General features: G+C 70.3%; 21 protein-coding genes. 12 read left to right on the forward strand and 9 right to left on the reverse strand.

Annotated features, from left to right (window positions below; translation table 11 throughout):
* Window positions 1-244: 244 nt before the first annotated feature.
* Window positions 245-1,612: a cysteine desulfurase/sulfurtransferase TusA family protein gene (locus tag ACGFY9_RS09750; RefSeq protein WP_393753190.1), complete on the forward strand. Its 1,368-nt coding sequence runs from the start codon at window positions 245-247 to the stop codon at window positions 1,610-1,612.
* An 88-nt stretch (window positions 1,613-1,700) separates the two neighbouring features.
* On the opposite strand, the gene ACGFY9_RS09755 is transcribed toward ACGFY9_RS09750, so the two are convergent.
* Complete coding sequence (locus tag ACGFY9_RS09755; RefSeq protein ID WP_393753191.1) at window positions 1,701-2,675, reverse strand: carbohydrate kinase family protein; 975 nt, start codon at window positions 2,673-2,675, stop codon at window positions 1,701-1,703.
* A 131-nt stretch (window positions 2,676-2,806) separates the two neighbouring features.
* On the opposite strand from ACGFY9_RS09755, the gene ACGFY9_RS09760 reads away from it, so the two are divergent.
* Together ACGFY9_RS09760 and ACGFY9_RS09765 are read left to right on the forward strand one after the other, a co-directional pair.
* Entirely contained in the window at window positions 2,807-3,040 is a 234-nt protein-coding gene (locus ACGFY9_RS09760; protein WP_393753192.1) for a hypothetical protein, read from the forward strand.
* Between the two features lie 168 nt (window positions 3,041-3,208).
* Entirely contained in the window at window positions 3,209-5,038 is a 1,830-nt protein-coding gene (locus ACGFY9_RS09765; RefSeq protein ID WP_393753193.1) for a hypothetical protein, read from the forward strand.
* A gap of 104 nt (window positions 5,039-5,142) precedes the next feature.
* On the opposite strand, the gene ACGFY9_RS09770 is transcribed toward ACGFY9_RS09765, so the two are convergent.
* A complete protein-coding gene (locus tag ACGFY9_RS09770) occupies window positions 5,143-5,499 on the reverse strand; it encodes an iron-sulfur cluster assembly accessory protein (protein ID WP_019065032.1) in 357 nt (118 codons plus the stop codon).
* A gap of 296 nt (window positions 5,500-5,795) precedes the next feature.
* On the opposite strand from ACGFY9_RS09770, the gene nadA reads away from it, so the two are divergent.
* Window positions 5,796-6,980, forward strand: a complete 1,185-nt coding sequence (gene nadA, locus ACGFY9_RS09775; protein WP_393753194.1) for a quinolinate synthase NadA — start codon at window positions 5,796-5,798, stop codon at window positions 6,978-6,980.
* A 10-nt stretch (window positions 6,981-6,990) separates the two neighbouring features.
* Here the strand turns inward: nadA and ACGFY9_RS09780 are convergent, their stop codons facing one another.
* The 4 genes from ACGFY9_RS09780 to ACGFY9_RS09795 all read right to left on the reverse strand — a co-directional run bounded on the left by ACGFY9_RS09780 (window position 6,991) and on the right by ACGFY9_RS09795 (window position 10,157).
* A complete protein-coding gene (locus ACGFY9_RS09780; protein ID WP_393753195.1) occupies window positions 6,991-7,677 on the reverse strand; it encodes a response regulator in 687 nt (228 codons plus the stop codon).
* The gene (locus ACGFY9_RS09785) at window positions 7,674-8,921 is read right to left on the reverse strand and encodes a sensor histidine kinase (protein WP_327404666.1); all 1,248 of its coding nucleotides are present in this window, start codon (window positions 8,919-8,921) and stop codon (window positions 7,674-7,676) included. The genes ACGFY9_RS09780 and ACGFY9_RS09785 overlap by 4 nt, the downstream gene beginning before the upstream one ends.
* 137 nt (window positions 8,922-9,058) lie before the next feature.
* Window positions 9,059-9,337 carry a hypothetical protein gene (locus tag ACGFY9_RS09790; protein WP_393753196.1) on the reverse strand — a complete coding sequence of 93 codons (279 nt, stop codon included), beginning with the start codon at window positions 9,335-9,337 and terminating at the stop codon, window positions 9,059-9,061.
* Between the two features lie 22 nt (window positions 9,338-9,359).
* Window positions 9,360-10,157, reverse strand: a complete 798-nt coding sequence (locus ACGFY9_RS09795; RefSeq protein WP_393753197.1) for a PspA/IM30 family protein — start codon at window positions 10,155-10,157, stop codon at window positions 9,360-9,362.
* 177 nt (window positions 10,158-10,334) lie between these two features.
* Here ACGFY9_RS09795 and ACGFY9_RS09800 point away from each other — a divergent pair, with 177 nt between their 5' ends.
* The 3 genes from ACGFY9_RS09800 to ACGFY9_RS09810 all read left to right on the forward strand — a co-directional run bounded on the left by ACGFY9_RS09800 (window position 10,335) and on the right by ACGFY9_RS09810 (window position 13,000).
* Complete coding sequence (locus ACGFY9_RS09800) at window positions 10,335-11,036, forward strand: DUF3043 domain-containing protein (protein ID WP_393753383.1); 702 nt, start codon at window positions 10,335-10,337, stop codon at window positions 11,034-11,036.
* 83 nt (window positions 11,037-11,119) lie between these two features.
* On the forward strand, window positions 11,120-11,821 hold the full coding sequence (locus tag ACGFY9_RS09805; RefSeq protein ID WP_393753198.1) for a class I SAM-dependent methyltransferase: 702 nt from the start codon (window positions 11,120-11,122) through the stop codon (window positions 11,819-11,821).
* Window positions 11,822-11,899: 78 nt separating this feature from the next.
* A complete protein-coding gene (locus ACGFY9_RS09810) occupies window positions 11,900-13,000 on the forward strand; it encodes a S1C family serine protease (protein ID WP_393753199.1) in 1,101 nt (366 codons plus the stop codon).
* 66 nt (window positions 13,001-13,066) lie between these two features.
* Here the strand turns inward: ACGFY9_RS09810 and ACGFY9_RS09815 are convergent, their stop codons facing one another.
* Window positions 13,067-13,279, reverse strand: coding sequence for a hypothetical protein (locus ACGFY9_RS09815; RefSeq protein ID WP_033284163.1), 213 nt, complete (start codon window positions 13,277-13,279; stop codon window positions 13,067-13,069).
* A gap of 181 nt (window positions 13,280-13,460) precedes the next feature.
* On the opposite strand from ACGFY9_RS09815, the gene ACGFY9_RS09820 reads away from it, so the two are divergent.
* Window positions 13,461-14,663 (forward strand): bifunctional adenosylcobinamide kinase/adenosylcobinamide-phosphate guanylyltransferase, encoded by a 1,203-nt coding sequence (locus ACGFY9_RS09820; RefSeq protein WP_393753200.1) that lies wholly within the window; start codon window positions 13,461-13,463, stop codon window positions 14,661-14,663.
* Here ACGFY9_RS09820 and ACGFY9_RS09825 read toward each other — a convergent pair.
* Window positions 14,660-15,223: a methyltransferase domain-containing protein gene (locus ACGFY9_RS09825; protein WP_393753201.1), complete on the reverse strand. Its 564-nt coding sequence runs from the start codon at window positions 15,221-15,223 to the stop codon at window positions 14,660-14,662. The two genes, ACGFY9_RS09820 and ACGFY9_RS09825, sit on opposite strands and share 4 nt — an antisense overlap.
* A 138-nt stretch (window positions 15,224-15,361) precedes the next feature.
* Between ACGFY9_RS09825 and cobT the strand changes: the two genes are divergently transcribed.
* From cobT to ACGFY9_RS09840, 3 genes are all read left to right on the forward strand, one after another.
* The gene (gene cobT / locus ACGFY9_RS09830; RefSeq protein ID WP_393753202.1) at window positions 15,362-16,648 is read left to right on the forward strand and encodes a nicotinate-nucleotide--dimethylbenzimidazole phosphoribosyltransferase; all 1,287 of its coding nucleotides are present in this window, start codon (window positions 15,362-15,364) and stop codon (window positions 16,646-16,648) included.
* A gap of 195 nt (window positions 16,649-16,843) precedes the next feature.
* The gene (locus tag ACGFY9_RS09835; protein WP_393753203.1) at window positions 16,844-18,610 is read left to right on the forward strand and encodes a phosphatidylglycerol lysyltransferase domain-containing protein; all 1,767 of its coding nucleotides are present in this window, start codon (window positions 16,844-16,846) and stop codon (window positions 18,608-18,610) included.
* Window positions 18,607-19,269, forward strand: a complete 663-nt coding sequence (locus ACGFY9_RS09840) for a hypothetical protein (protein WP_393753204.1) — start codon at window positions 18,607-18,609, stop codon at window positions 19,267-19,269. The genes ACGFY9_RS09835 and ACGFY9_RS09840 overlap by 4 nt, the downstream gene beginning before the upstream one ends.
* A gap of 21 nt (window positions 19,270-19,290) precedes the next feature.
* On the opposite strand, the gene ACGFY9_RS09845 is transcribed toward ACGFY9_RS09840, so the two are convergent.
* Window positions 19,291-20,058: a hypothetical protein gene (locus ACGFY9_RS09845; protein ID WP_393753205.1), complete on the reverse strand. Its 768-nt coding sequence runs from the start codon at window positions 20,056-20,058 to the stop codon at window positions 19,291-19,293.
* Between the two features lie 60 nt (window positions 20,059-20,118).
* On the opposite strand from ACGFY9_RS09845, the gene ACGFY9_RS09850 reads away from it, so the two are divergent.
* Window positions 20,119-20,895, forward strand: coding sequence for an adenosylcobinamide-GDP ribazoletransferase (locus tag ACGFY9_RS09850; protein ID WP_393753206.1), 777 nt, complete (start codon window positions 20,119-20,121; stop codon window positions 20,893-20,895).
* Window positions 20,896-20,898 lie beyond the last annotated feature (3 nt).

Raw genomic sequence — 20,898 nt, forward strand, 5'->3', positions numbered from 1 at the left:
GCCTGCCTTCACGCGGGTCGGTCGCCGCCCTGCGTCGGGCAGGGGTTTGGATGTTTATGCGGACCAAACCCTAGCCGACGCCCTCCGGGGGTTCGCGGGGAGGGTGGCATACGCGCCGCCCGTTACTCCTTGCGCCTAATAGCTCGGGGGTTCAGGTGATTTGGACCGGTGCGGGTGCGTTGTGGCTTGTCGCGCAGTTCCTCGCGCCCCTCAGGAAAGGCACCGTACGTTTTAACGTTGGCGTGTGTCCTACTTTGATGCCGCATCCTCCGCTCCGCTCCATCCCGTTGCCCGGCAGGCGCTGTTGGCGTCCCTGGACGAGGGGTGGGCGGACCCTGCCAGGTTGTACAGGGAGGGGCGTAAGGCGCGCCTGCTGCTGGACGCCGCTCGTGAAGCTGCTGCCGAAGCCGTCGGGTGTCGACCCGACGAATTGGTGTTCACGGGCTCCGGAACTCGGGCCGTGCACAGCGGTATCGCGGGAGCGTTGGCGGGGCGGCGGCGCGTCGGGCGTCACCTGATCGTGTCAGCGGTTGAACACTCTTCCGTGCTCCATTCGGCCGAGGCGCTGGTCGCGGAGGGTGGTTCGTCCACCGAGGTGCCCGTGGACCGTACGGGCGCGGTGAGCGTGGCGGCCTACGCCGATTCCCTCCGCTCGGACACCGCGCTGGCCTGTCTCCAGTCCGCCAACCACGAGGTGGGCACCGTGCAGCCGGTCGCCGAGGTGGCCGAGGCGTGCCGGGCGGTCGGGGTGCCGCTGCTGGTCGACGCGGCGCAGTCGCTGGGGTGGGGGCCGGTCGAGGGCGCGTGGTCGCTGCTCACGGCGAGCGCGCACAAGTGGGGCGGCCCGGCCGGGGTCGGCCTGCTGGCGGTACGCAAGGGCGCGCGCTTCGCGCCCCAACGGCCCGTGGACGAACGGGAGTCGGGACGCGCCGCCGGCTTCGAGAACATCCCCGCCGTGGTGGCCGCGGCCGCCTCGCTCCGCGCGGTCCGCGCGGAGGCGTCCCAGGAGGCGCTACGGCTACGGGAACTGACGGAGCGGATCCGGGCGCGGGTGCCGAAGCTGGTGCCGGGCGTGGATGTGGTCGGCGATCCGGTGCGGCGGCTGCCCGGGATCGTCACCTTCTCCTGTCTCTATGTCGACGGAGAGACCCTCCTCCACGAACTGGACCGCGCCGGTTTCTCCGTCTCCTCCGGTTCGTCCTGCACGAGCAGCACCCTGACGCCCAGCCATGTGCTGAAGGCGATGGGCGTACTGAGTGAGGGAAATGTGCGGGTGTCGTTGCCACGGGGGGCGACGGAGGAGGACGTAGAGCGGTTCCTCGCCGTACTGCCGGGGGCGGTGGCGGGAGTACGGGAGAAGTTGGGGGCGCAGGCCCCGGTGACCGTCGTAGAAGAGGAGTCGCTGGTCGTGGACGCCCTCGGCAAGCGTTGCCCGATCCCGGTGATCGAGCTCGCCAAGGTCATCGGCGATGTGCCGATCGGCGGCACGGTCAAGGTCCTGTCCGACGACGAGGCCGCACGGCTGGACATCCCGGCGTGGTGCGAGATGCGGGGACAGGAGTACGTGGGCGAAGAGGAAGGCCCGGCGTATGTGATCCGCCGGGCAACCTGAGCGCGCCCCAAAGGGGCGCGGGGCTGTGTCGATATGCGGCTACCGCCGCGTGCGCGCGACCAGCCCCCACGCGCCAGCAGACGACAACTCAGCCCAGATGCCCCCGCACCTCAGCAGCAGCATCGTGCCCATACGCCTTGGTGAACCGGTCCATGAAGTGCACCCGCCGCAGCTGGTACTCCTGCGTGCCGACAGTCTCGATGACCAACGTGGCGAGCATGCAACCAACCTGCGCCGCCCGCTCCAGCGAAACCCCCCACGCCAGCCCCGAGAGGAACCCCGCCCGGAACGCGTCGCCGACCCCCGTGGGGTCAGCCTTGCGCTCCTCCTCCGCGCAACCGACCTCGATCGGATCCGCACCGACGCTCTCGATGCGGACGCCACGCGAGCCGAGCGTGGTGACGCGGTGGCCGACCTTGGACAGGATCTCCTCGTCGCTCCAGCCCGTCTTGGACTCGATGAGTCCCTTCTCGTACTCGTTCGAGAACAGGTACGCCGAGCCCTCCAGCAGGATGCGGATGTCGTCGCCCTCCATGCGCGCGATCTGCTGGGAGAAGTCCGCGGCGAAGGGGATGGAACGGGTACGGCACTCCTCCGTGTGGCGGAGCATCGCCTCGGGGTCGTCCGCGCCGATCAGGACCAGGTCTAGGCCGCCCACGCGGTCGGCGACGGTCTTCAGCTCGATCTGGCGGGCCTCGCTCATGGCGCCGGTGTAGAAGGAGCCGATCTGGTTGTGGTCGGCGTCGGTGGTGCACACGAAGCGGGCGGTGTGCAGCGTCTCGGAGATCCGCACCGAGCCGGTGTCGACGCCGTGCCGGTCGAGCCAGTCGCGGTACTCGGCGAAGTCGGAGCCGGCGGCGCCGACCAGGATCGGCGCGGTGCCGAGCTGGCCCATGCCGAAGGCGATGTTGGCGCCGACGCCGCCCCGGCGTACGTCGAGGTTGTCGACCAGGAAGGAGAGCGACACCGTGTGCAGCTGGTCCGCGACCAGCTGGTCGGCGAAGCGGCCGGGGAAGGTCATGAGGTGGTCGGTGGCGATGGAGCCGGTGACTGCGATGCGCACGGCGAGGACTCTCCTGAGGGAGGCTGCGTTGACAGTTCACGCTACCCGGTCCGCGCGGCGGCTCTGAAGCGGCCAAAACTACCCGATAGTAGATCTTTCTTCGCGAGCTCAAGCGTGCCTACGGTGCCGCTATGACGAACCTCAAGTTGGACGGCCCCGTTCCGGTCCACGTTCCGGTCCACCTCGAAGGCGAGGGCGAGGCCGGTCTCGCGGCGCTGCGCGGCGACTGCGCCCGGATGGCTCCCCACTGGACGGTTCCCGACCGGATCGTCGCCCTCCCGGTGTCCCCGTCGCTCATCCACGGGGTCACCGTGCCGTCGACGTCGGCCCGCCTGCTGGACGGCATGTCGGAGTACGGCGACTGAGCGGAGTCGTTCAGCAGGATCGGCGCGCTCGGGGGAACCGTGCGCTCCCCCGCTGCGTCCCATCGCTGTCCCCCGTAAAGGGGATGCGGGATACGACCTTTCCGCCCGCCCCATTGACAGGGCCGGGTCAGGGTCAAGGGACAGTTGCGCAGCCGAAGGAGCGATGCGGTGAACACCGAGCGACCCGACAACGACGACACGACCGGCACGTCCGGTGACGTGCGGGGCGTGGGGGACGCCGCGAAGGGGCCCGAGGTCGACGACACCGGGGCCGGCGGGGACGTGCCTGGTGGCGAGGTGTCCCGCCCGAGCAAGGCGGCTGATCCTACGGCGGCTGCGAGCGAGGGTGGAGACGCGGCGGAGGGCGGCCGTGGGGCGTCCGGCGCCGAGACCGACCGTGGGGAAGAGGCCGGTTCCACGGCGCCCGGCGCGGAGGCGGAACCGCCGGAAGCCGCCGACCCCACACCCCCCGAGGCCGCCCACCCGGAGCAGCCCGTCTCCACCGACGACACCGAAGTCTCGCTGCACGAGCACTCCCCCGAAACCGACGACAGGCGCCCGGCGCGATCCCGGTCGCCCCTCGTCATCGCCTCCGTGGCCGCCGCCGTGCTGCTCGTCGGAGGGGGCGGGGCGTATCTCGCGTCGTCCTCATCGGCTTCTGGGGGTTCGGGGGAGGGTACGGGGTCCGCGGCGTCCGGTGCCGACGGGACTCCCCCGCCGCTCGCGCTCGACGGGTACTCGTCCGGCGGTACGAGTGGGATCGCGTCCGGGGAGCCGAATCCGTACGGGGAGACGTACCGGGCCGTGGGGAGTCTGCCCGATGGACCGGACTCCGCCGCCGTATACGCGCCGGAGGGCGAGGTCGGCAAGGACGCGGTGAGCCGGCTCGCGAAGGCGCTCGGGGTCACGGGAACGCCGGTCGCCGAGGGGCAGCTCTGGAAGGTGGGCGGGCAGGACGGTACCGGGCCGAGTCTGCAGGTGAACAAGGCCGCGCCGGGCATGTGGACGTTCAACCGCTACGCGCCCGGCACCGACGACTGCACCGGCGGCACCCTCAAGTGCACGCACGATCCCGGCACTTCGGCCACCGACCCGGTGAGCGGGGACGTGGCGAAGAAGGCCGCCGCCCCGATCCTCAAGGCCGTCGGCCAGGACGACGCGAAGGTCGACGCGAGCCAGCTCATGGGCGCGCAGCGGGTCGTGAACGCCGAGCCGGTGATCGGTGGGCTGCCGACGCACGGGTGGACCACCGGGCTGACCGTCAGCGCCCAGGGTGAAGTGGTCGGCGGGAGCGGTGAGTTGGCGGCGCCCATGAAGGGTGACGTCTATCCCGTGCTGAGTGCGCGCAAGACGCTGGACCTGATGAACGCGGCGCCGAAGACCGACCACCGCATGGGCATCGGCGGCTGCGCCAGCCCCGTACCGCTGAAGGACCGGCTGGAGGCTCCCTGCGGGCAGTCCACCGACGCCGCCTCCGCCTCCGCCACGCCGACCTCGGCCACCGTCGAGCACGCGGTGTTCGGGCTCGCCGTGCACTCGGTGATCGGGCAGCAGACGCTGGTGCCGTCCTGGCTGTTCGAGACACGGCAGCCGGGTGGGCAGGATACCTTCACGGTGACGTATCCGGCGATCGACCCGAAGTATCTGGCCTCGGCCACCACGCCCACCCCTACGGCGAGTTCGTCGTCGACGGCGGCACCGCACGACGTCAAGGCGGACGGTTACACGGCCGACGGGAAAAGCCTCACCGTGGCCTTCACCGGCGGGGTGTGCGCCGACTACAAGGCGTCGGCCGTGGAGACCTCGGACAAGGTGACGGTCACGGTGACCGAGACGCCCTGGCCGAACAAGATCTGCGTCCTGATCGCCAAGGTCTACCACCAGACCGTGCAGTTGAAGGCGCCGGTCGGTGACAGGTCCGTCGTGGGACCGGACGGCACGAAGATCCCCGTGGAGAAGAGGGTCGAGGTGGGGACAGGACCCTCACTGGCCCGGTAGCCACGACCGCACGGGCGGCGGAAAAGCCCGAAGGCGGCGGCCCTGTCGGAGGGGGCCGCCGCCTTCGTTCTGCTCAGTCGCCCTCTGTGGGGCTTGAGCCGGGCTTAGCTGAACGAGTCGCCGCAGGCGCAGGAGCCCGTGGCGTTCGGGTTGTCGATCGTGAAGCCCTGCTTCTCGATGGTGTCGACGAAGTCGATGGAGGCGCCGCCCAGGTACGGGGCGCTCATGCGGTCGGTGACGACCTTGACACCGCCGAAGTCCTTGACGACGTCGCCGTCCAGGGAGCGCTCGTCGAAGAAGAGCTGGTAACGCAGGCCGGAGCAGCCGCCGGGCTGGACGGCGACACGCAGGGCCAGATCCTCACGGCCTTCCTGGTCGAGCAGGGCCTTGACCTTCGCCGCGGCGGCGTCGGACAGAAGGATGCCGTCGGTGACGGTGCTGGTCTCGTCCGATACGGACATCTACATCTCTCCCGGGTTGTACGGAGACTGCTTGCCGACATTTCAACCGGCGTGGCCGCGGATTCATTCCGGGCCGGGTGGCGTTCTTTTCGCCTGTATCTCTTCTGCTCTCACTTCCATGCTCGCACACACCCGCAAGGCCCCTCACCGGACGCGTACCGGGATTGATGTCACATCGACGCTATGGGCATCGTCAAACTGACGTGAAGAAGTTATGATAGATAACGTCAATTCGACGAAAAGGGCCGTCCTCCCAACGGGCCGGCCCAGCCCGCAGAACAGAAAGGGTGCGTGTCGTGACCACCGCCCAGACCCAGGAACTCGACGTTCAGCCGACGCCCCTCGCCCTGCTCCTCCTCGGCCGTGAGGCCGACCCGAGCAGCGAGCGCGGCGTCGAGTGCCCCGGTGACCTGCCCTCGCCGTCCGACCCGGACCTGGTCGAGCGGGCCCGCGCGGCCAAGGAGAAGCTCGGCGACAAGGTCTTCGTGCTCGGCCATCACTACCAGCGCGACGAGGTCATCCAGTTCGCCGACGTCACGGGCGACTCCTTCAAGCTGGCCCGGGACGCGGCCGCGCGCCCGGAGGCCGAGTACATCGTGTTCTGCGGTGTGCACTTCATGGCGGAGTCCGCGGACATCCTGACCGGCGACGACCAGAAGGTCGTCCTCCCCGATCTCGCGGCCGGCTGCTCGATGGCCGACATGGCCACCGCCGAGCAGGTCGCCGAGTGCTGGGACGTGCTGACCGAGGCCGGGATGGCCGAGCAGGTCGTGCCCGTGTCGTACATGAACTCGTCCGCCGACATCAAGGCGTTCACGGGCAAGCACGGCGGCACGATCTGCACCTCGTCGAACGCCGAGCGGGCCCTTGAGTGGGCCTTCGAGCAGGGCGAGAAGGTCCTGTTCCTGCCGGACCAGCACCTTGGCCGCAACACGGCCGTCCGCGACCTGGGCCTGAGCCTGGAGGACTGCGTCCTCTACAACCCGCACAAGCCCAACGGGGGCCTCACCGTTGAGCAGTTGAGGGCCGCGAAGATGATCCTGTGGCGCGGCCACTGCTCGGTGCACGGCCGCTTCTCGCTGGAGTCCGTCGAGGACGTCCGCGCCCGCATCCCCGGCGTCAACGTCCTCGTGCACCCCGAGTGCAAGCACGAGGTCGTGAGCGCGGCGGACTATGTCGGGTCAACGGAGTACATCATCAAGGCACTTGAGGCGGCCCCGGCCGGTTCCAAGTGGGCCATCGGCACCGAGCTGAATCTCGTACGACGGCTCGCGAACCGTTTCGCCCCCGAGGGCAAGGAGATCGTCTTCCTCGACAAGACGGTCTGCTTCTGCTCGACGATGAACCGCATCGACCTCCCCCACCTGGTCTGGACCTTGGAGTCCCTCGCCGAGGGCAACCTGGTCAACCGCATCGAGGTGGACAAGGAGACGGAGGCGTTCGCCAAGCTGGCGCTGGAGCGGATGCTGGCGCTGCCGTAGGCCTGCCGGGTCATTCCACCCGTGGCCGGACCAGGCCCGACTCGTAGGCGATGACGACGAGTTGGGCCCGGTCGCGGGCGCCGAGTTTGGACATGGCGCGGTTGACGTGGGTCTTCACCGTGAGGGGGCTGACCTCCAGGCGTTCGGCGATCTCGTCGTTCGAGTGGCCCCCGGCGACCTGGACGAGGACCTCGCGTTCGCGGACGGTGAGGGCGTCGAGGCGTTCGGCCCGGGCGGGGTCGCGGTCGTCGTCCAGGTCGCCGCCCTGGGCGAGAAAGCGGGCGATCAGGCCCTTGGTCGCCACCGGGGAGAGCAGTGCCTCTCCGGCCGCCGCCACCCTGATCGCGCTGAGGAGTTCCTCCGGTTCCGAGCCCTTGCCGAGGAAGCCGGACGCGCCCGCGCGCAGGGACTGGACCACGTAGTCGTCGACCTCGAAGGTCGTCAGGATGACCACGCGGACGTGGGCCAGGGACGGGTCCGCGCTGATCATGCGGGTCGCGGCGAGGCCGTCCGTGCCGGGCATCCGGATGTCCATCAGCACGACGTCGGCCCGCTCCTCCTTCGCCAGCCGCACGGCCTCCGCGCCGTCCGACGCCTCCCCTACGACCTCCATGTCGGGCTCGGAGTCGACGAGTACGCGGAAGGCGCTGCGCAGCAGGGCCTGGTCGTCGGCGAGCAGGACACGGATCGTCGTCATACGGGGTCCCCCGAGGCGCGTGGGCGGGTCTTGACCGGCAGGATCGCATGCACGCGGAAGCCGCCTCCGTACCGGGGACCGGTGGTGAGGGTGCCGCGCAGGGCGGTGACGCGCTCGCGCATGCCGAGCAGGCCGTGGCCGCCGCCGGAGTCGGGGTCGTGGTCCTCGCCGGAGCCGTTGTCGAGGACGGTGACCTCCACGTTCGGGCCCACGCGTACGACACTCACCTCGGCCTTCGCCTCCGTACCGGCGTGCTTCTGCACGTTGGTGAGGGCCTCCTGGATGACGCGGTAGGCGGCCAGGTCCACGGCTGCGGGGAGGGTGGTTCCGTTGTCCGCGCGGGCCACCTCGACCTGGAGGCCGGCGCTGCGGAAGGTGCCGGCGAGTTCTTCGAGGCGGTCCAGGCCCGGGGCCGGTTCGGTGGGGGCCTCGGGGTCGCCGGACTGGCGCAACAGGCCGACGGTGGCGCGGAGTTCGTTGAGCGCGGAGCGGCTGGCCTCGCGTACGTGGGCGAGGGCTTCCTTGGCCTGGTCGGGGCGCTTGTCCATGACGTGCGCGGCGACTCCGGCCTGGACATTGACCAGGGCGATGTGGTGCGCGACCACATCGTGCAGGTCGCGGGCGATGCGCAGCCGTTCCTCGGCGACCCGGCGGCGGGCCTCCTCCTCGCGGGTGCGTTCGGCCCGTTCGGCGCGCTCGCGGATGGCGTGCACGAATTCCTTACGGCTGCGTACGGCGTCGCCGGCGGCGGCCGCCATGCCGGTCCAGGCGAAGATGCCGAGGTTCTCCTGGGCATACCACGGGAGGGGGCCGCCGAGCATCGCGGCGCCGGTCAGCACGGTCATCGTGAGCAGGGCGACGCGCCAGGTCGTCGAGCGGTCGGTGGTGACGGCGACGGTGAACAGGGCGACCACGGCGGACATCGCGACCGGGGCGCGGGGGTCGCTGGTGACGCTCTCGATGAGGGAGGCGGTCGCGGTGACGGCGAGCACCAGCATGGGGGCGCGGCGGCGTTTGACCAGCGCGGCGGCGCCGACCGCCATGAGGATCAGGCTGAGGGGGGCGGGGGTACGGAGGCCCCAGCTCACGCCGTTGTCCCCGTGGGGGTCCACGAAGGAACCGGCAACCATGCAGACGAGCACCGCGGCGGCGAGGGCCGCGTCCAGGGCGGAGGGATGCGCCTTCGCTTGGCAGCGGGCCCGGTCGAGGGTGCGGGTCCCTGCCGGGGGCGGAACGGGGGCCAACGGTACGTCTCCTTGTGAGTGACCGGTGCTGGGGTGACCCCGTACTGGGGGCTGCCGCCCCCAGACCCCCGCTTCGGCCTGAACGGCCTCGTCCTCGAACGCCGGACGGGCTGAATGCAGTCACCGGCACTGAAAGATCACCCTGGGATCAACCCGTCGTCGCTCAGCAGGTCCCGGACCTCCTCCAGGGTTGCGTCCTCGGCCGGGAGGATCAGCTCCGACGGCTCCAGGGAGTCGTCCGGCAAGGGGTCGCCCAGTTCTCGGACCTTTGCCAGGAGGGCCTGGAGGGTTTGGCGGAAGGCTGGGCCGTCGCCGTTCTGGACCTCCGTGAGGAGGGTGGTGTCCAACTTGTTCAGCTCGGTGAGGTGGCTCTCGGCCAGCCTCACCTGCCCCTCCCCCATGATCCGTACGATCATGTCGCCCTCCTCAGGCGTGGGCCTACTGCTTGTCGAAACGCGGGGTGTCCTGCGGCTGGGACGAGGACTGCGGCTGGTCCTTGCCGCCTTCGATCGCCTGCTGGGAAGCAGACGAGCCTCCGGCCAGCTCCGCCTTCATGCGCTGGAGTTCCAGCTCTACATCCGTACCACCGGACAGGCGTTCCAGCTCGGCCTGGATGTCGTCCTTGGCCATGCCGGTCGGGTCGTCCAGGGCGCCGGAGGCGAGGAGCTCGTCGATCGCGCCGGCCCGGGCCTGGAGCTGCTGGGTCTTGTCCTCGGCACGCTGGATGGCAAGCCCGACATCGCCCATCTCCTCGGAGATGCCGCTGAAGGCCTCGCCGATCCGGGTCTGTGCCTGGGCCGCCGTGTACGTGGCCTTGATGGTCTCCTTCTTCGTACGGAAGGCGTCCACCTTGGCCTGGAGGCGCTGGGCCGCGAGGGTGAGCTTCTCCTCCTCGCCCTGGAGAGTCGTGTGCTGCGTCTCCAGGTCCGTCACCTGCTGCTGGAGCGCGGCGCGGCGCGACAGCGCCTCGCGGGCCAGGTCCTCACGGCCGAGGGCGAGCGCCTTGCGGCCCTGGTCCTCCAGCTTCGAGGACTGCGACTGCAGCTGGTTGAGCTGGAGCTCCAGACGCTTGCGGGAGGTGGCGACGTCGGCCACTCCCCGGCGCACCTTCTGAAGCAGCTCCAGCTGCTTCTGGTACGAGTAATCGAGGGTTTCGCGCGGGTCCTCGGCCCGGTCAAGGGCCTTGTTCGCCTTCGCGCGGAAGATCATCCCCATACGCTTCATGACACCGCTCATGGGCTTCGCGCGCCCCCTTCTGACGGACTCCAGCTCCAGCGTTGCAACAGAACCCACAGTACGGGCCCTGCATCCATTACCGCACTGTTCGGGGACGGATGCGCTCATCCCCAAGGACGACTGACCGAGGTCCTGATCCGGCGTAAGGAGTAGGTGCTCCCCTGGCAGGACCCGCTCATGACGTCCTTCTCTGTCCCCCTACAGACGAGCGGTGTTGCCGGATCGTTCCCCACAGGGCTGGGGTCCAACCCCATTGACCCCTTACCCTTGGGTTTTGTGTTCCGTAGCCGCGCCAAGGAAGAGAAGGCAGCGTCCACCGACAAGGTGTCGCTGACCGACTCCACAATGCCCCGAGACCCTCAGGCCCCGAAGGGTCGGCCCACGCCCAAGCGCAGTGAGTCACAGACTCAGCGCCGCAGCGTCGCCAACACCTCGATGACGCGCAAGGACGCCTCCAAGCGTCAGCGCGACGAGCGGCGTACGCAGATGGAGAGGCAGCGCCAGGCGCTGTCCGGCCGTGGCAACGAGCGGGATCTGCCCCTCCGTGACAGGGGTCCGATCCGCAAGTTCGGGCGCGACTACATCGACTCGCGCATCAACATCGCCGAGTTCTTCCTGCCGCTGGCCGTGGTGATCCTCGTGCTCAGCGTGGTGCAGATCCCGGCGCTTCAGAACATCGCGCTGCTGCTGTGGCTCGTGGTGATCGTGCTGATCGTGGTCGACTCCTTCTGGAGCGTGTTCCGGCTGCGCAAGCTGCTCGCCGAGCGCTTCCCGGGCCAGAACACGAAGGGCACGGTCTGGTACTCCATGATGCGATCCCTCCAGATGCGTCGACTCCGGCTGCCGAAGCCGCAGGTCAAGCGCGGAGAGCGGCCCTGAGCGCGGATTCCTTCTCCGGGGGCGCGGCGGACGCCTGGCTGAGCAGGCTGGGCGGGCTGCGGAATGTCGTACGACAGGAGCTGGTGGCCCGGCAGCTCGACGAGCAGATAGCCGGCCGGTATCCGGTCGGACAGCGGCTGCGGGTGCTCGACGTCGGGATGGGCCAGGGCACGCAGGCGCTGCGGCTGGCCCGGGCCGGGCATCAGGTGACCGGGCTCGAACAGGAACCGAAGATGGTCGCCGCGGCCCGCGAGGCGCTGTCCGGCGAGCCCGAGGGCATCCGGGAGCGGGTGCGGATCATCGAGGGCGACGGCCGGGACACGGGCGTGCACTTCCTGCCGGGCAGTTTCGACGTCGTGCTCTGTCATGGCGTACTCATGTACGTGTCCGAGCCCGATCCGCTGCTCGCGGGGCTCGCGCGGATGCTGGCGCCGGGCGGGCTGCTGTCGCTGCTCGTGCGGAACGCCGACGCGCTGGCCATGCGGCCCGGACTGTCGTGGGACTGGGCGTCCGCGGCGGCCGCGTTCGACTCGACCGCGTACCGCAACCGGCTCGGCATCGACGCGCGGGCGGACCGGCTGGACACCCTGACGGCGACGCTGGCGGGGATCGGGGCGCCGCTGCAGTCCTGGTACGGCGTGCGGGTCTTCACCGACACGGCTCCGGAAGGGGCCGAGATCCCGGCGGACGTCGAGCCGCTGCTGGCCGCCGAGGAGCGGGCCGGGCGGACCGATCCGTACCGGGCGGTGGCCGCGCTGCTGCATCTGTGCGGCGTGCGGGGCTGAGCACGCGCCCCTTCCCCCAGGGGCCCGTTCGGGTCAGCAGCACAAGCCGGACATTCACCCCAAAGAGACACTCGCGGTATGGACTCCTCCCGCACCCGCACTCGTATCCGTGCTCTGCGGCCGGTCGCTCTCCTCGCCGGTCTCGCCTGTTCGCTCGCGCTGGTCGCCGGATGTTCCGACTCCGGGTCCTCGTCGGCCTCCTCGAAGAAGGACGGCTCGACCACGCAGGCCGCCGAGGCCGCCGTACCGATGTCGAGTGGCGACCTGCAGAGCGACTACCTGAAGGTGATCAAGGAGGTCCTGCCGTCGGTCGTGCAGATCCAGGCCAGCAGTGATCTGGGGTCGGGGGTCGTGTACGACGACCAGGGGCACATCGTCACCAACGCGCACGTCGTCGGGGACGAGAAGACCTTCAAGGTGACCACCGCGAACAGCGAGGACGTGCTCACCGCCAAGCTCGTCTACTCCTACCCCGAGCAGGACCTGGCCGTCGTCAAGCTGGACAAGGTGCCGGACGGGCTGAAGGCGGCGACCTTCGCGGACTCCTCCAAGGTCGAGGTGGGGCAGATCGTCCTCGCCATGGGCTCGCCGCTGGGACTGTCGTCCAGTGTGACGCAGGGCATCGTGTCGGCGACCGGACGGACCGTCAGCGAGGGCAGCACCGGGGGCGGTACGGGCGCGACCATCGCCAACATGGTGCAGACCTCGGCCGCGATCAACCCCGGCAACAGCGGGGGCGCGCTGGTGAATCTGAACGGGCAGGTCATCGGCATCCCGACCCTTGCCGCCACCGATCCCGACCTCGGGGGCAGCGCGGCGCCGGGGATCGGGTTCGCGATTCCCTCCTCGATGGTCAGGACGGTGGCCGACCAGATCGTCAAGGACGGCAAGGTCACCGACTCGGGACGGGCGGCCCTCGGCATCACCGGACGTACGGTCGTCGACGCCAGTTATCAGGCGGCCGGGGTCGCCGTGGTCGAGGTGAAGAGCGGCGGGGCTGCGGACAAGGCCGGTATCCAGGCCGGGGACATCATCACGCGGGTCGGTGACACGGACATCACCACGATCACCTCGTTGTCGGAGGCGCTGGCGTCCGACAAACCCGGGCAGAAGACGACGGTGACGTACTCGCGGAACGGGGCGTCGAAGAAGGTCGATGTGACGTTGGGCGAGCAGTAGCCCTGCCCGGGAACGGGGACGGGCGGCCGGAATTTCTCCGGCCGCCCCCACTTGGTCTACGGCGGGTTACGCGTCCTCGGCGTGCAGGCTCATCGGGCCGTAGATCTGCGTGCCGTCCTCGAAGAGGAACACCTGGTCCGCGCCGCCCGCGACGAGTTCCTTCCAGATCTCGCCGAGCCAGGACTCCGCGTCGCCCTGTGTGGTGAACTCCTCCGGCGTGACCGCGGGTTCGACCTCGGTCCCGTCGGACTTCTCGAACCGCCAGATCCATGCCGCCATGTACGCCTCCCGAGACTTAGCGTATGCAGACCAGCAGCGTATGCGCTCTGCTGGGTTAGTTGTGATCATGTTGCCGAAGTTCTTTGTCTGCGGGCCGGTGGGGGCTTGTCGCGCAGTTCCCCGCGCCCCTTAGGGGGGTCCAGAGCGCGCATGTCTCATAGTGAGCGGTGAAAATCGATCCGTGGAACTCACTCTGCTCGGTACCGGTGCCCCCGCTGGACTCCCGCGGCCTGACTGTCCCTGTGCTGCCTGTGCCGTTTCGCTCGGGGTGGATGCTCGGGCCGCTACCGCCGTGCTCGTGGACGGGACCTTGTTGCTCGATCTGACGCCCGGGGCCGCCTTTGCCGCTGCTCGGGCCGGGCATTCGCTCGGGGGGGTGCGGCAGGTGTTGTTGTCGCATCCGCATGACGGGCCGGCGGTGGAGGTGCCTGCGGGGCTGCCGCAGCCGGGGCGGGTGCCGGACGGGCGGGAGCTGGAGTTGTTGACGGGGCATCGGGTGCGGGCGGTGGCGATGGACGGGCCCGGTACCGGGTACGCCGTCACCGGGCCCGACGGGCAGCGGGTGCTGTATCTGCCGCCGGGGGGTGCGCCGGCCGGGCTTGAGGAGGGGGCCGTTCCGTCGTACGACATGGTGCTCGCGGATGTTGTGGGGCGGCCGGATGCTCTTGCGAAGTTGCGGGCGGTGGGGGCGATGGGGCCCGCTACCGACGTCATCGCCGTCCATCTCGATCACGATGTGGCGCCGGGGGCCGAGTTGGCGCGGCGGCTGGCCGCCGTGGGGGCGCGGGCCGTGCCGGACGGGTCGACGTTGACCGTGGGGGTGTACGAGGACGTGCCCGATGTGCCGCGAAGGACGCTGGTGCTGGGCGGGGCGCGGTCGGGGAAGTCCGTCGAGGCCGAGCGGAGGCTGGAGGCGTTTCCGGACGTGCTGTATGTCGCTACCGGCGGCTCGCGCAACGGGGACACCGAGTGGGCCTCCCGGGTCTCCGCGCACCGGGAGCGGCGGCCGGGGTCGTGGCGTACGGCGGAGACGTGTGACCTGGTGCCGTTGCTGGCGGAGGACGGGCCGCCGTTGCTCATCGACTGTCTGTCGCTGTGGCTGACGGACGCCATGGACTCCGTGGGGGCGTGGGACGACACGGAGTGGGGGGACGGCGGGGAGAAGCAACTCCGGGAGCGGGTAAGGGAGTTGACCGCTGCCGTGCGTGCCACACGGCGGACCCTGGTCGCCGTGTCCAACGAGGTCGGCTCGGGGATCGTGCCGGCGACCGCGTCCGGGCGCCGGTACCGGGACGAGCTGGGGCGGTTGAACGCGGCGGTCGCCGGTGAGTGCGAGCACGTGTTGCTGGTGGTGGCGGGGCAGGCGCTCGCCCTGCGCGGCTAGGGCTGCCGGTTCTGGAGTTGCTGGTTCTGGAGCTGCTGTCTTCTGCGGGCGATCAGGCGTTGCGGGGGCGGGAGCCGGTCCTGGAGGCCCCGGTGTTCGGTGACCAACTCGCAGTCATGGGGCCCCAGTTGGGTGCGCAGGGCGTCCGGGGGGCCTTCCAGGAGGAGGAGGCCGCCGGGGCGCAGGACCGTGAGGGCGGCGCGGAGTTCGGCATCGGGGTCGGGGGCCGGTGAGCGGTCGCGCAGGAGGGTCACGACGTCGTAGCGGGACTGCAGGGTGGTCGTGATGTGCGGGTCCGTGAGGTGGCCGGCGTAGGCCTCCTCGATGCGTTCGGCGGCGCGGGCGCGGACGACTCGGGGGGTGGGGTCGACGCCGTCGAAGGACGTGTACGGGAAGAGGGCCTTGGCCGTTTCCGGGAAATGGGCGTCGCCGGTGCCGACGTCGAGCCAGCTCTCCGGTTCGGGGAGGAGCCGGAGGATCGCGCGGGCCAGCGCGCGGTGGCGGCGGCGCGCGTCGAGGGTGCTGACGCGCGTGCTGACGCGGGTGCGCAGGCTGTTCATGGGCGGCTCCCGGAGACGTACGACAAAACGGTGCAAAGTGATACGTACGGGATCTAGATCTTGAGGGCAAGGACGTCCGGGGCGCGTGGTGGCCATGTGGCGCTGTCGCGTTCGATCGCTGCCGGTACTGTTCGGCGAATGAGCTCGCTTAATCTCGACGACTTCACCGATCTGATCGAGCGCCCCGACGGCGGTGTGCGCCGTGACGCGGAGGCGCGCCGCGAACGTCAGATCGTGCCGCCTGGGGCGCTGGGGCGACTCGACGACCTGGGTGAGTGGCTGGCGGCGGCACAGGGCGCCGTGCCGGTGCGGCCGGTCGAACGGCCGCGTGCGGTGTTGTTCGCGGGCGACCACGGGATCGCCGAACTCGGCGTCTCGGCCCGGCCGGCGGGCAGCGCCGGGGAGTTGGTGCGGTCGGTGCTGGAGGGCGGCAGCCCGGCGGCGGTGCTCGCGCGGCGGCTCGGGGTGCCGGTGCGGATCGTGGACATGGGCCTGGACTGCGATCCAGGGTCGCTGCCGGACGCGGTCGTGAAGCACCGCGTACGGCGGGGCAGCGGGCGTATCGACATCGAGGACGCGCTGACGCTGGAGGAGGCGACGGCCGCGTTCGAGGCGGGGGTCGCCGTAGCGAACGAGGAGGCCGACTCCGGTACGGATCTGGTGGTCCTCGGCGATGTGAGCGTCGGCGGTACGACTCCGGCCTCCGTGCTGATCGCGGCGCTGTGCGGCACCGATGCCTCTGTGGTCACCGGGCGCGGCGGGCTCGCGATCGACGACCTCGCGTGGATGCGCAAGTGCGCGGCGATCCGGGACGCGCTGCGGCGGGCCAGGCCCGTGCTCGGCGACCAGTTGCAGCTGCTCGCGACGGTGGGCGGCGCCGACCTCGCCGCGATGACCGGGTTCCTGCTGCAGAGTGCCGTACGGAAGCTGCCGGTGATCCTGGACGGGGTCGTGGCCGCCGCGTGCGCGCTGGTGGGTCAGCGGGTCGCGTTCCGAGCTCCGGACTGGTGGCTCGCCGGGCAGAACAGCGGCGAGCCGGGCCAGGCGAAGGCGCTGGACCGGATGGCCCTGGAGCCGCTCCTCGACCACGGCGTGACCGTCGGCGAGGGCGCGGGCGCGCTGCTCGCACTGCCGCTGGTGCAGGCCGCGGCGGCGCTCGCGGCCGAACTCCCGCTGAAGCCGGAGGAGTTGGAGCAGGCGGAGGGAACGTCGGCGGAGGCGGAAGAGTCGGCGGGGCCTTCCGTGGCGCCTGAGGCGGCAGCCGAGCCGGAGCGGGCCGCGGGGTTGGAGAAGGCAGCGGAGCCAGAAAAGGCGGCGGGGTCGGAACAGGCCGCTGAACCGCACCAGGCCGCGGAACCGGAAGCAGCGGCGGGCCCGGAGAAGGCCGATGCCCCGGCCGAGGCCGAGAAGCCGACCGACGCGTAGCAGCCGACCTACGCCGAGAACCGACCGGGACCGAGAACCCGACCGACATACGGCAGCCGGTCGATGTACGGGAGCCGGCCGGGGTCGACAAGTCGGTCGGCCAGGGGCGAGAAGTCCGAGGAGTGACCGGGGCGTGATCGTTGCGGCGGCGGATAAGAACCGTTCGCCGCAACAACGCCCATATGATCCTCCTTCATGGGAGATGTCCGGGTCGGGCCCGTTCAGGAACGTCATAGCTCAGGCGCCTCGCGGCGGTCCGCGGCCTTCGCCGTCTGGTATCTGCGGGCCGTCGCGTTCATCAACTTCCTCAGCGCGGCGTGGGTTTCGCTGGGGCAGGACGTACGACGGCACAACCAGGAGAACTTCTTCACGCCGTATCTGCTGACGGCAGGCTTCGCGTCCGGGGTGTTCACGGCGTTCCTCGCCATCACCATGCGGCGCCGCAAACGCGCCGCGTGGATCCTGAACCTGGTGGTCAGCGGGCTGTTCCTGGCGCTGTTCGGGTTCGCCATGTCGTTCCAGGAGATCCGCCAGTACCCGCAGAACTGGATCTCCCTGGTGCTGACCGCGGCCTTCGTCGGCGCACTTCTCGTGGGGCGGCGGGAGTTCTACGCGAAGGGCGACCGGTCCAACCCGCGGCTCGCCGCCGTCGTCGCCGTCGGCGGCACCCTGGCCGCCTCACTGCTCGCCGCGCTGCTGGTGACGGTCACCAACCAGGCGCACGACGCGCCCCGTTCGACCTTCGTGGAGCGCTGGCGCTACGGCGCGTTCCGGCTGGTGTCCATCGCCGCCCCGGAGAATCGCTTCCCCGGCATCTGGACCCCGAACTGGGTCAACGTCGTCATCAACGTGCTCAGCACGGTCCTGGTCCTCGCCGTGTTCTACGCCGCGTTCCGCTCCCGGCGCGCCGTCGACCCGCTCACCGAGGACGACGAGAAGAAGCTGCGGGCGCTCCTGGAGCGGCAGGGCGAGCGGGACTCGCTCGGGTACTTCGCGCTGCGCCGGGAGAAGAGCGTGGTGTGGTCGCCGACGGGCAAGGCGGCCGTCGCGTACCGGGTCGTGGGCGGGGTGTCGCTGGCCTCCGGCGACCCGATCGGCGACCCGGAGGCGTGGCCCGGCGCGATCGAGCCCTGGCTGGCGGAAGCCCGCGTTCACGGGTGGATTCCGGCCGTCATGGGCGCGAGCGAGGAGGCGGGCACCGTCTACGCGCGGCACGGCCTCGACGCCCTCGAACTCGGGGACGAAGCCCTCGTCGAGGTGGCTGAGTTCACGCTCGAAGGGCGCGCCATGCGGACCGTACGGCAGGCCTACAACCGGGTGAAGCGCGCCGGTTACACCGTACGCATCCGCCGCCACGAGGACATTCCCGCCGAGGAGATGGCGTATCTGCTGAAGCGGGCGGACGACTGGCGGGACGGGGCCACCGAGCGCGGGTTCAGCATGGCGCTCGGGCGGCTCGGGGACCCGGACGACGGGCAGTGCGTGATGCTCGAATGCACCGACGGGGAGGGCGAGTTGAGGGCGGTGCTGTCCTTCGTGCCGTGGGGCCCGCACGGGCTGTCGCTCGACCTGATGCGCCGGGACCGCGACTCCGACAACGGGCTCATGGAGTTCATGGTGATCGAACTCCTGCGCCGCGCCCAGGAGATCGGCATCACCCAGGTCTCACTCAACTTCGCCATGTTCCGCTCGGTCTTCGAACGTGGGGCGCGGATCGGTGCCGGGCCGGTGCTGCGGCTGTGGAGGTCACTCCTCAGCTTCTTCTCGCGCTGGTGGCAGATCGAGTCGCTGTACCGCGCCAACGCCAAGTACCGGCCCATCTGGGAACCCCGGTTCCTGCTCTTCGAGAAGAGCGCGGACCTGCTGCGCATCGGCCTCGCGGCGGCGCGCGCGGAAGGTTTCCTGGAGGCGCCGGGACTGCCGAAGTGGCTGCACCGCAAGCACCTGGAGACGCACAGATGAACCGCCTCGCCCGCTGGGCCCGCGCCGAATGGGGACTGCTCTACGTCACCGTGCGCGAGCCGCTGCTGAAGCGGCACTGGCGGGCGATCCCGATGACGATCGGGGCGGTGCTGCTGACCGCGTTGCTGCAGTTCGCGCAGAACCAGTCGTGGGGCTACCAGTTCGTGCAGGACACGGGCGCGGTACGGGCCGTGGACCCCTTGTGGCTGGCCCTCCTCCGCACCCCGCTCTCCCTCTTCGTCCCGGCGCTGGACCTCCCCGTGTGGGGCGCCCTGGCCCAGATCCTCTTCGTGTTCGGCATCGCGGAGATCTGCCTCGGCCGCTGGCGCACCCTGGTCATCGCCTACGCCGCGACGCTCGCCGGGACCTTGTACGCGCGGCTCGGCATCTGGCTCGGCTTCGACAACCCGTTCGGACTGCCCAGTTCGGACCGGCTGGTCGTGGACACGGGTCCCTCTGCCGCCGTGGTCGGCCTCGCGGTCTTCGTCGCGTGGCGCTACGGCGCGTACGTCACCGCTCTCGCGGTCACCGCGGCGATGGCGATCGAGGTGATGCTGAAGGGCAACCTCGCGGGCAAGGAGCATCTGGCGGCGATCATCGCGGTGGGGTTGCTGTGTCTGGTGTCGGCGCTACGGCACCGCAGGCTGCGGGTCAGGTAGGCGGGGCGGGGCGGAGTGTGCTCACCGCCGACCGGGAATCCGCACCGGCTCCGGATCCGGTTTCCCCCCGATCCAGTCCTGGACCGCTCGCCGGGGCCCCGCCCAGCGGCGGTCGTGGTGGTAGGCGCGGAGGGTGGAACGGGCTCGGGCCCGGTGGCGGCGCTTGCGGTAGAAGCGCCTGGCCCAGGGGGAACCCGGGCGGGCCAGGCGGATCGCGCCGACGAGGGCGACCAGCGGGACCAGGACGCCGAAGACCGCCGTGCGGGCCTTGCCCTTGCTCAGGGCGATGAGGGAGAAGAGGAAGTTGACCGCGACGCTCACGATCACGCCGGCGCGGTCGTGGAGTTCGGCGGCTGTGAGGTCGTTGACACCGAAGGGTGAGAAGCCGGCGAGGACGAAGCCGACCAGGGCCGCCGTGAGCACCACCGCCTCGACGCTCTTGCGGCCCGCCTCGGTCCAGTACACGTCGTCGAGGTAGAGGATCAGCGCGAACTCGTCCAGGACCAGGCCCGCGCCCATGCCGAAGACGATCGCGAACACCGCCGATCCGACGCCGTAGCGCGTGCTGGCCACCGCGCCGAAGCCGCCGATCACGGTGAGGACCACGCCCGGGACGACGTGGTGGATGTGTACGTCGCCGGCCTTGATGTTGCCGAAGGGGCCCTTGCCGGCGCGGATCAGGCGGGTGATGACCCGGGTGATGAGGAAGGTCAGGACGAAGGCGGTCAGCGCGAGGAGCAGCGGGAGTTTGCCCGGCTCGACGATGTTGCGGTGCAGCCAATGTCCCATATGTGCACTTTAGCCACGGCCTGCTCAGGCGCCCTCTCGATCGCCGGGTAATCTGCGCCGGTGTCCAAGACCCCGCCCTTCGACGGCCTCCGCTTCGCGTTCGGCACGCTGACTGTTCTCCCGGTCAGGGTGACCCGCTGGGATCGTGATGCCGCGCGCGCCGGGATGCTGGCGGCGCCGGTCGTGGGGGTGGTCGTCGGAGGCTGTGCTGCCGGGCTTGGGCTGCTGTTTCTGTTTCTGGGGGCGGGGCCGTTGCTTGCCGCCGTTGCCAGTGTTGCCGTGCCCGCCGTTCTTACTCGGGGGCTGCATCTGGACGGGCTTGCGGATACCGCGGATGGGCTGGGGAGTGGGAAGCCTGCGGAGGATGCGCTGCGGGTCATGAAGCAGTCGGACATCGGACCGTTCGGGGTGCTCGCTCTTGTCTTCGTGCTGCTGGCTCAGGTGGCCGCGCTGGCTCAGCTCTACGGCGACTCTTGGGGGCGGGGTGCGGTCGGGGCCGTTGTTTCGGGGGTCGCGGCTCGGCTTGCGTTGACGTTGGCCGCGCGGGTGGGGGTGCCTGCGGCTCGGCCGGAGGGGTTGGGGGCGGCGGTTGCGGGGGTGGTTCCGGTTGCGGGGGCGCTGGGGGTGGCGGTGGGTTTCGTTGCCGTGGGGGAGGTGTGCGGCTTGGCTCTTGGGGTGTACGGGGTCGCGCGGGCGTTCGTCGTGGCGTTGGTCGTCGCTGAGATTCTTCTGCGGCACTGTCGGCGGCGGTTTGGTGGGGTTACCGGGGACGTGTTCGGGGGGCTTGCGGAGAGTGCGGCTACGGCTGTGTTCGTGGTGCTTTCGCTGGGTGGGTGAGTG

The sequence above is a fragment of the Streptomyces sp. NPDC048504 genome (genome assembly GCF_043200035.1).
GTDB lineage: Bacteria > Actinomycetota > Actinomycetes > Streptomycetales > Streptomycetaceae > Streptomyces.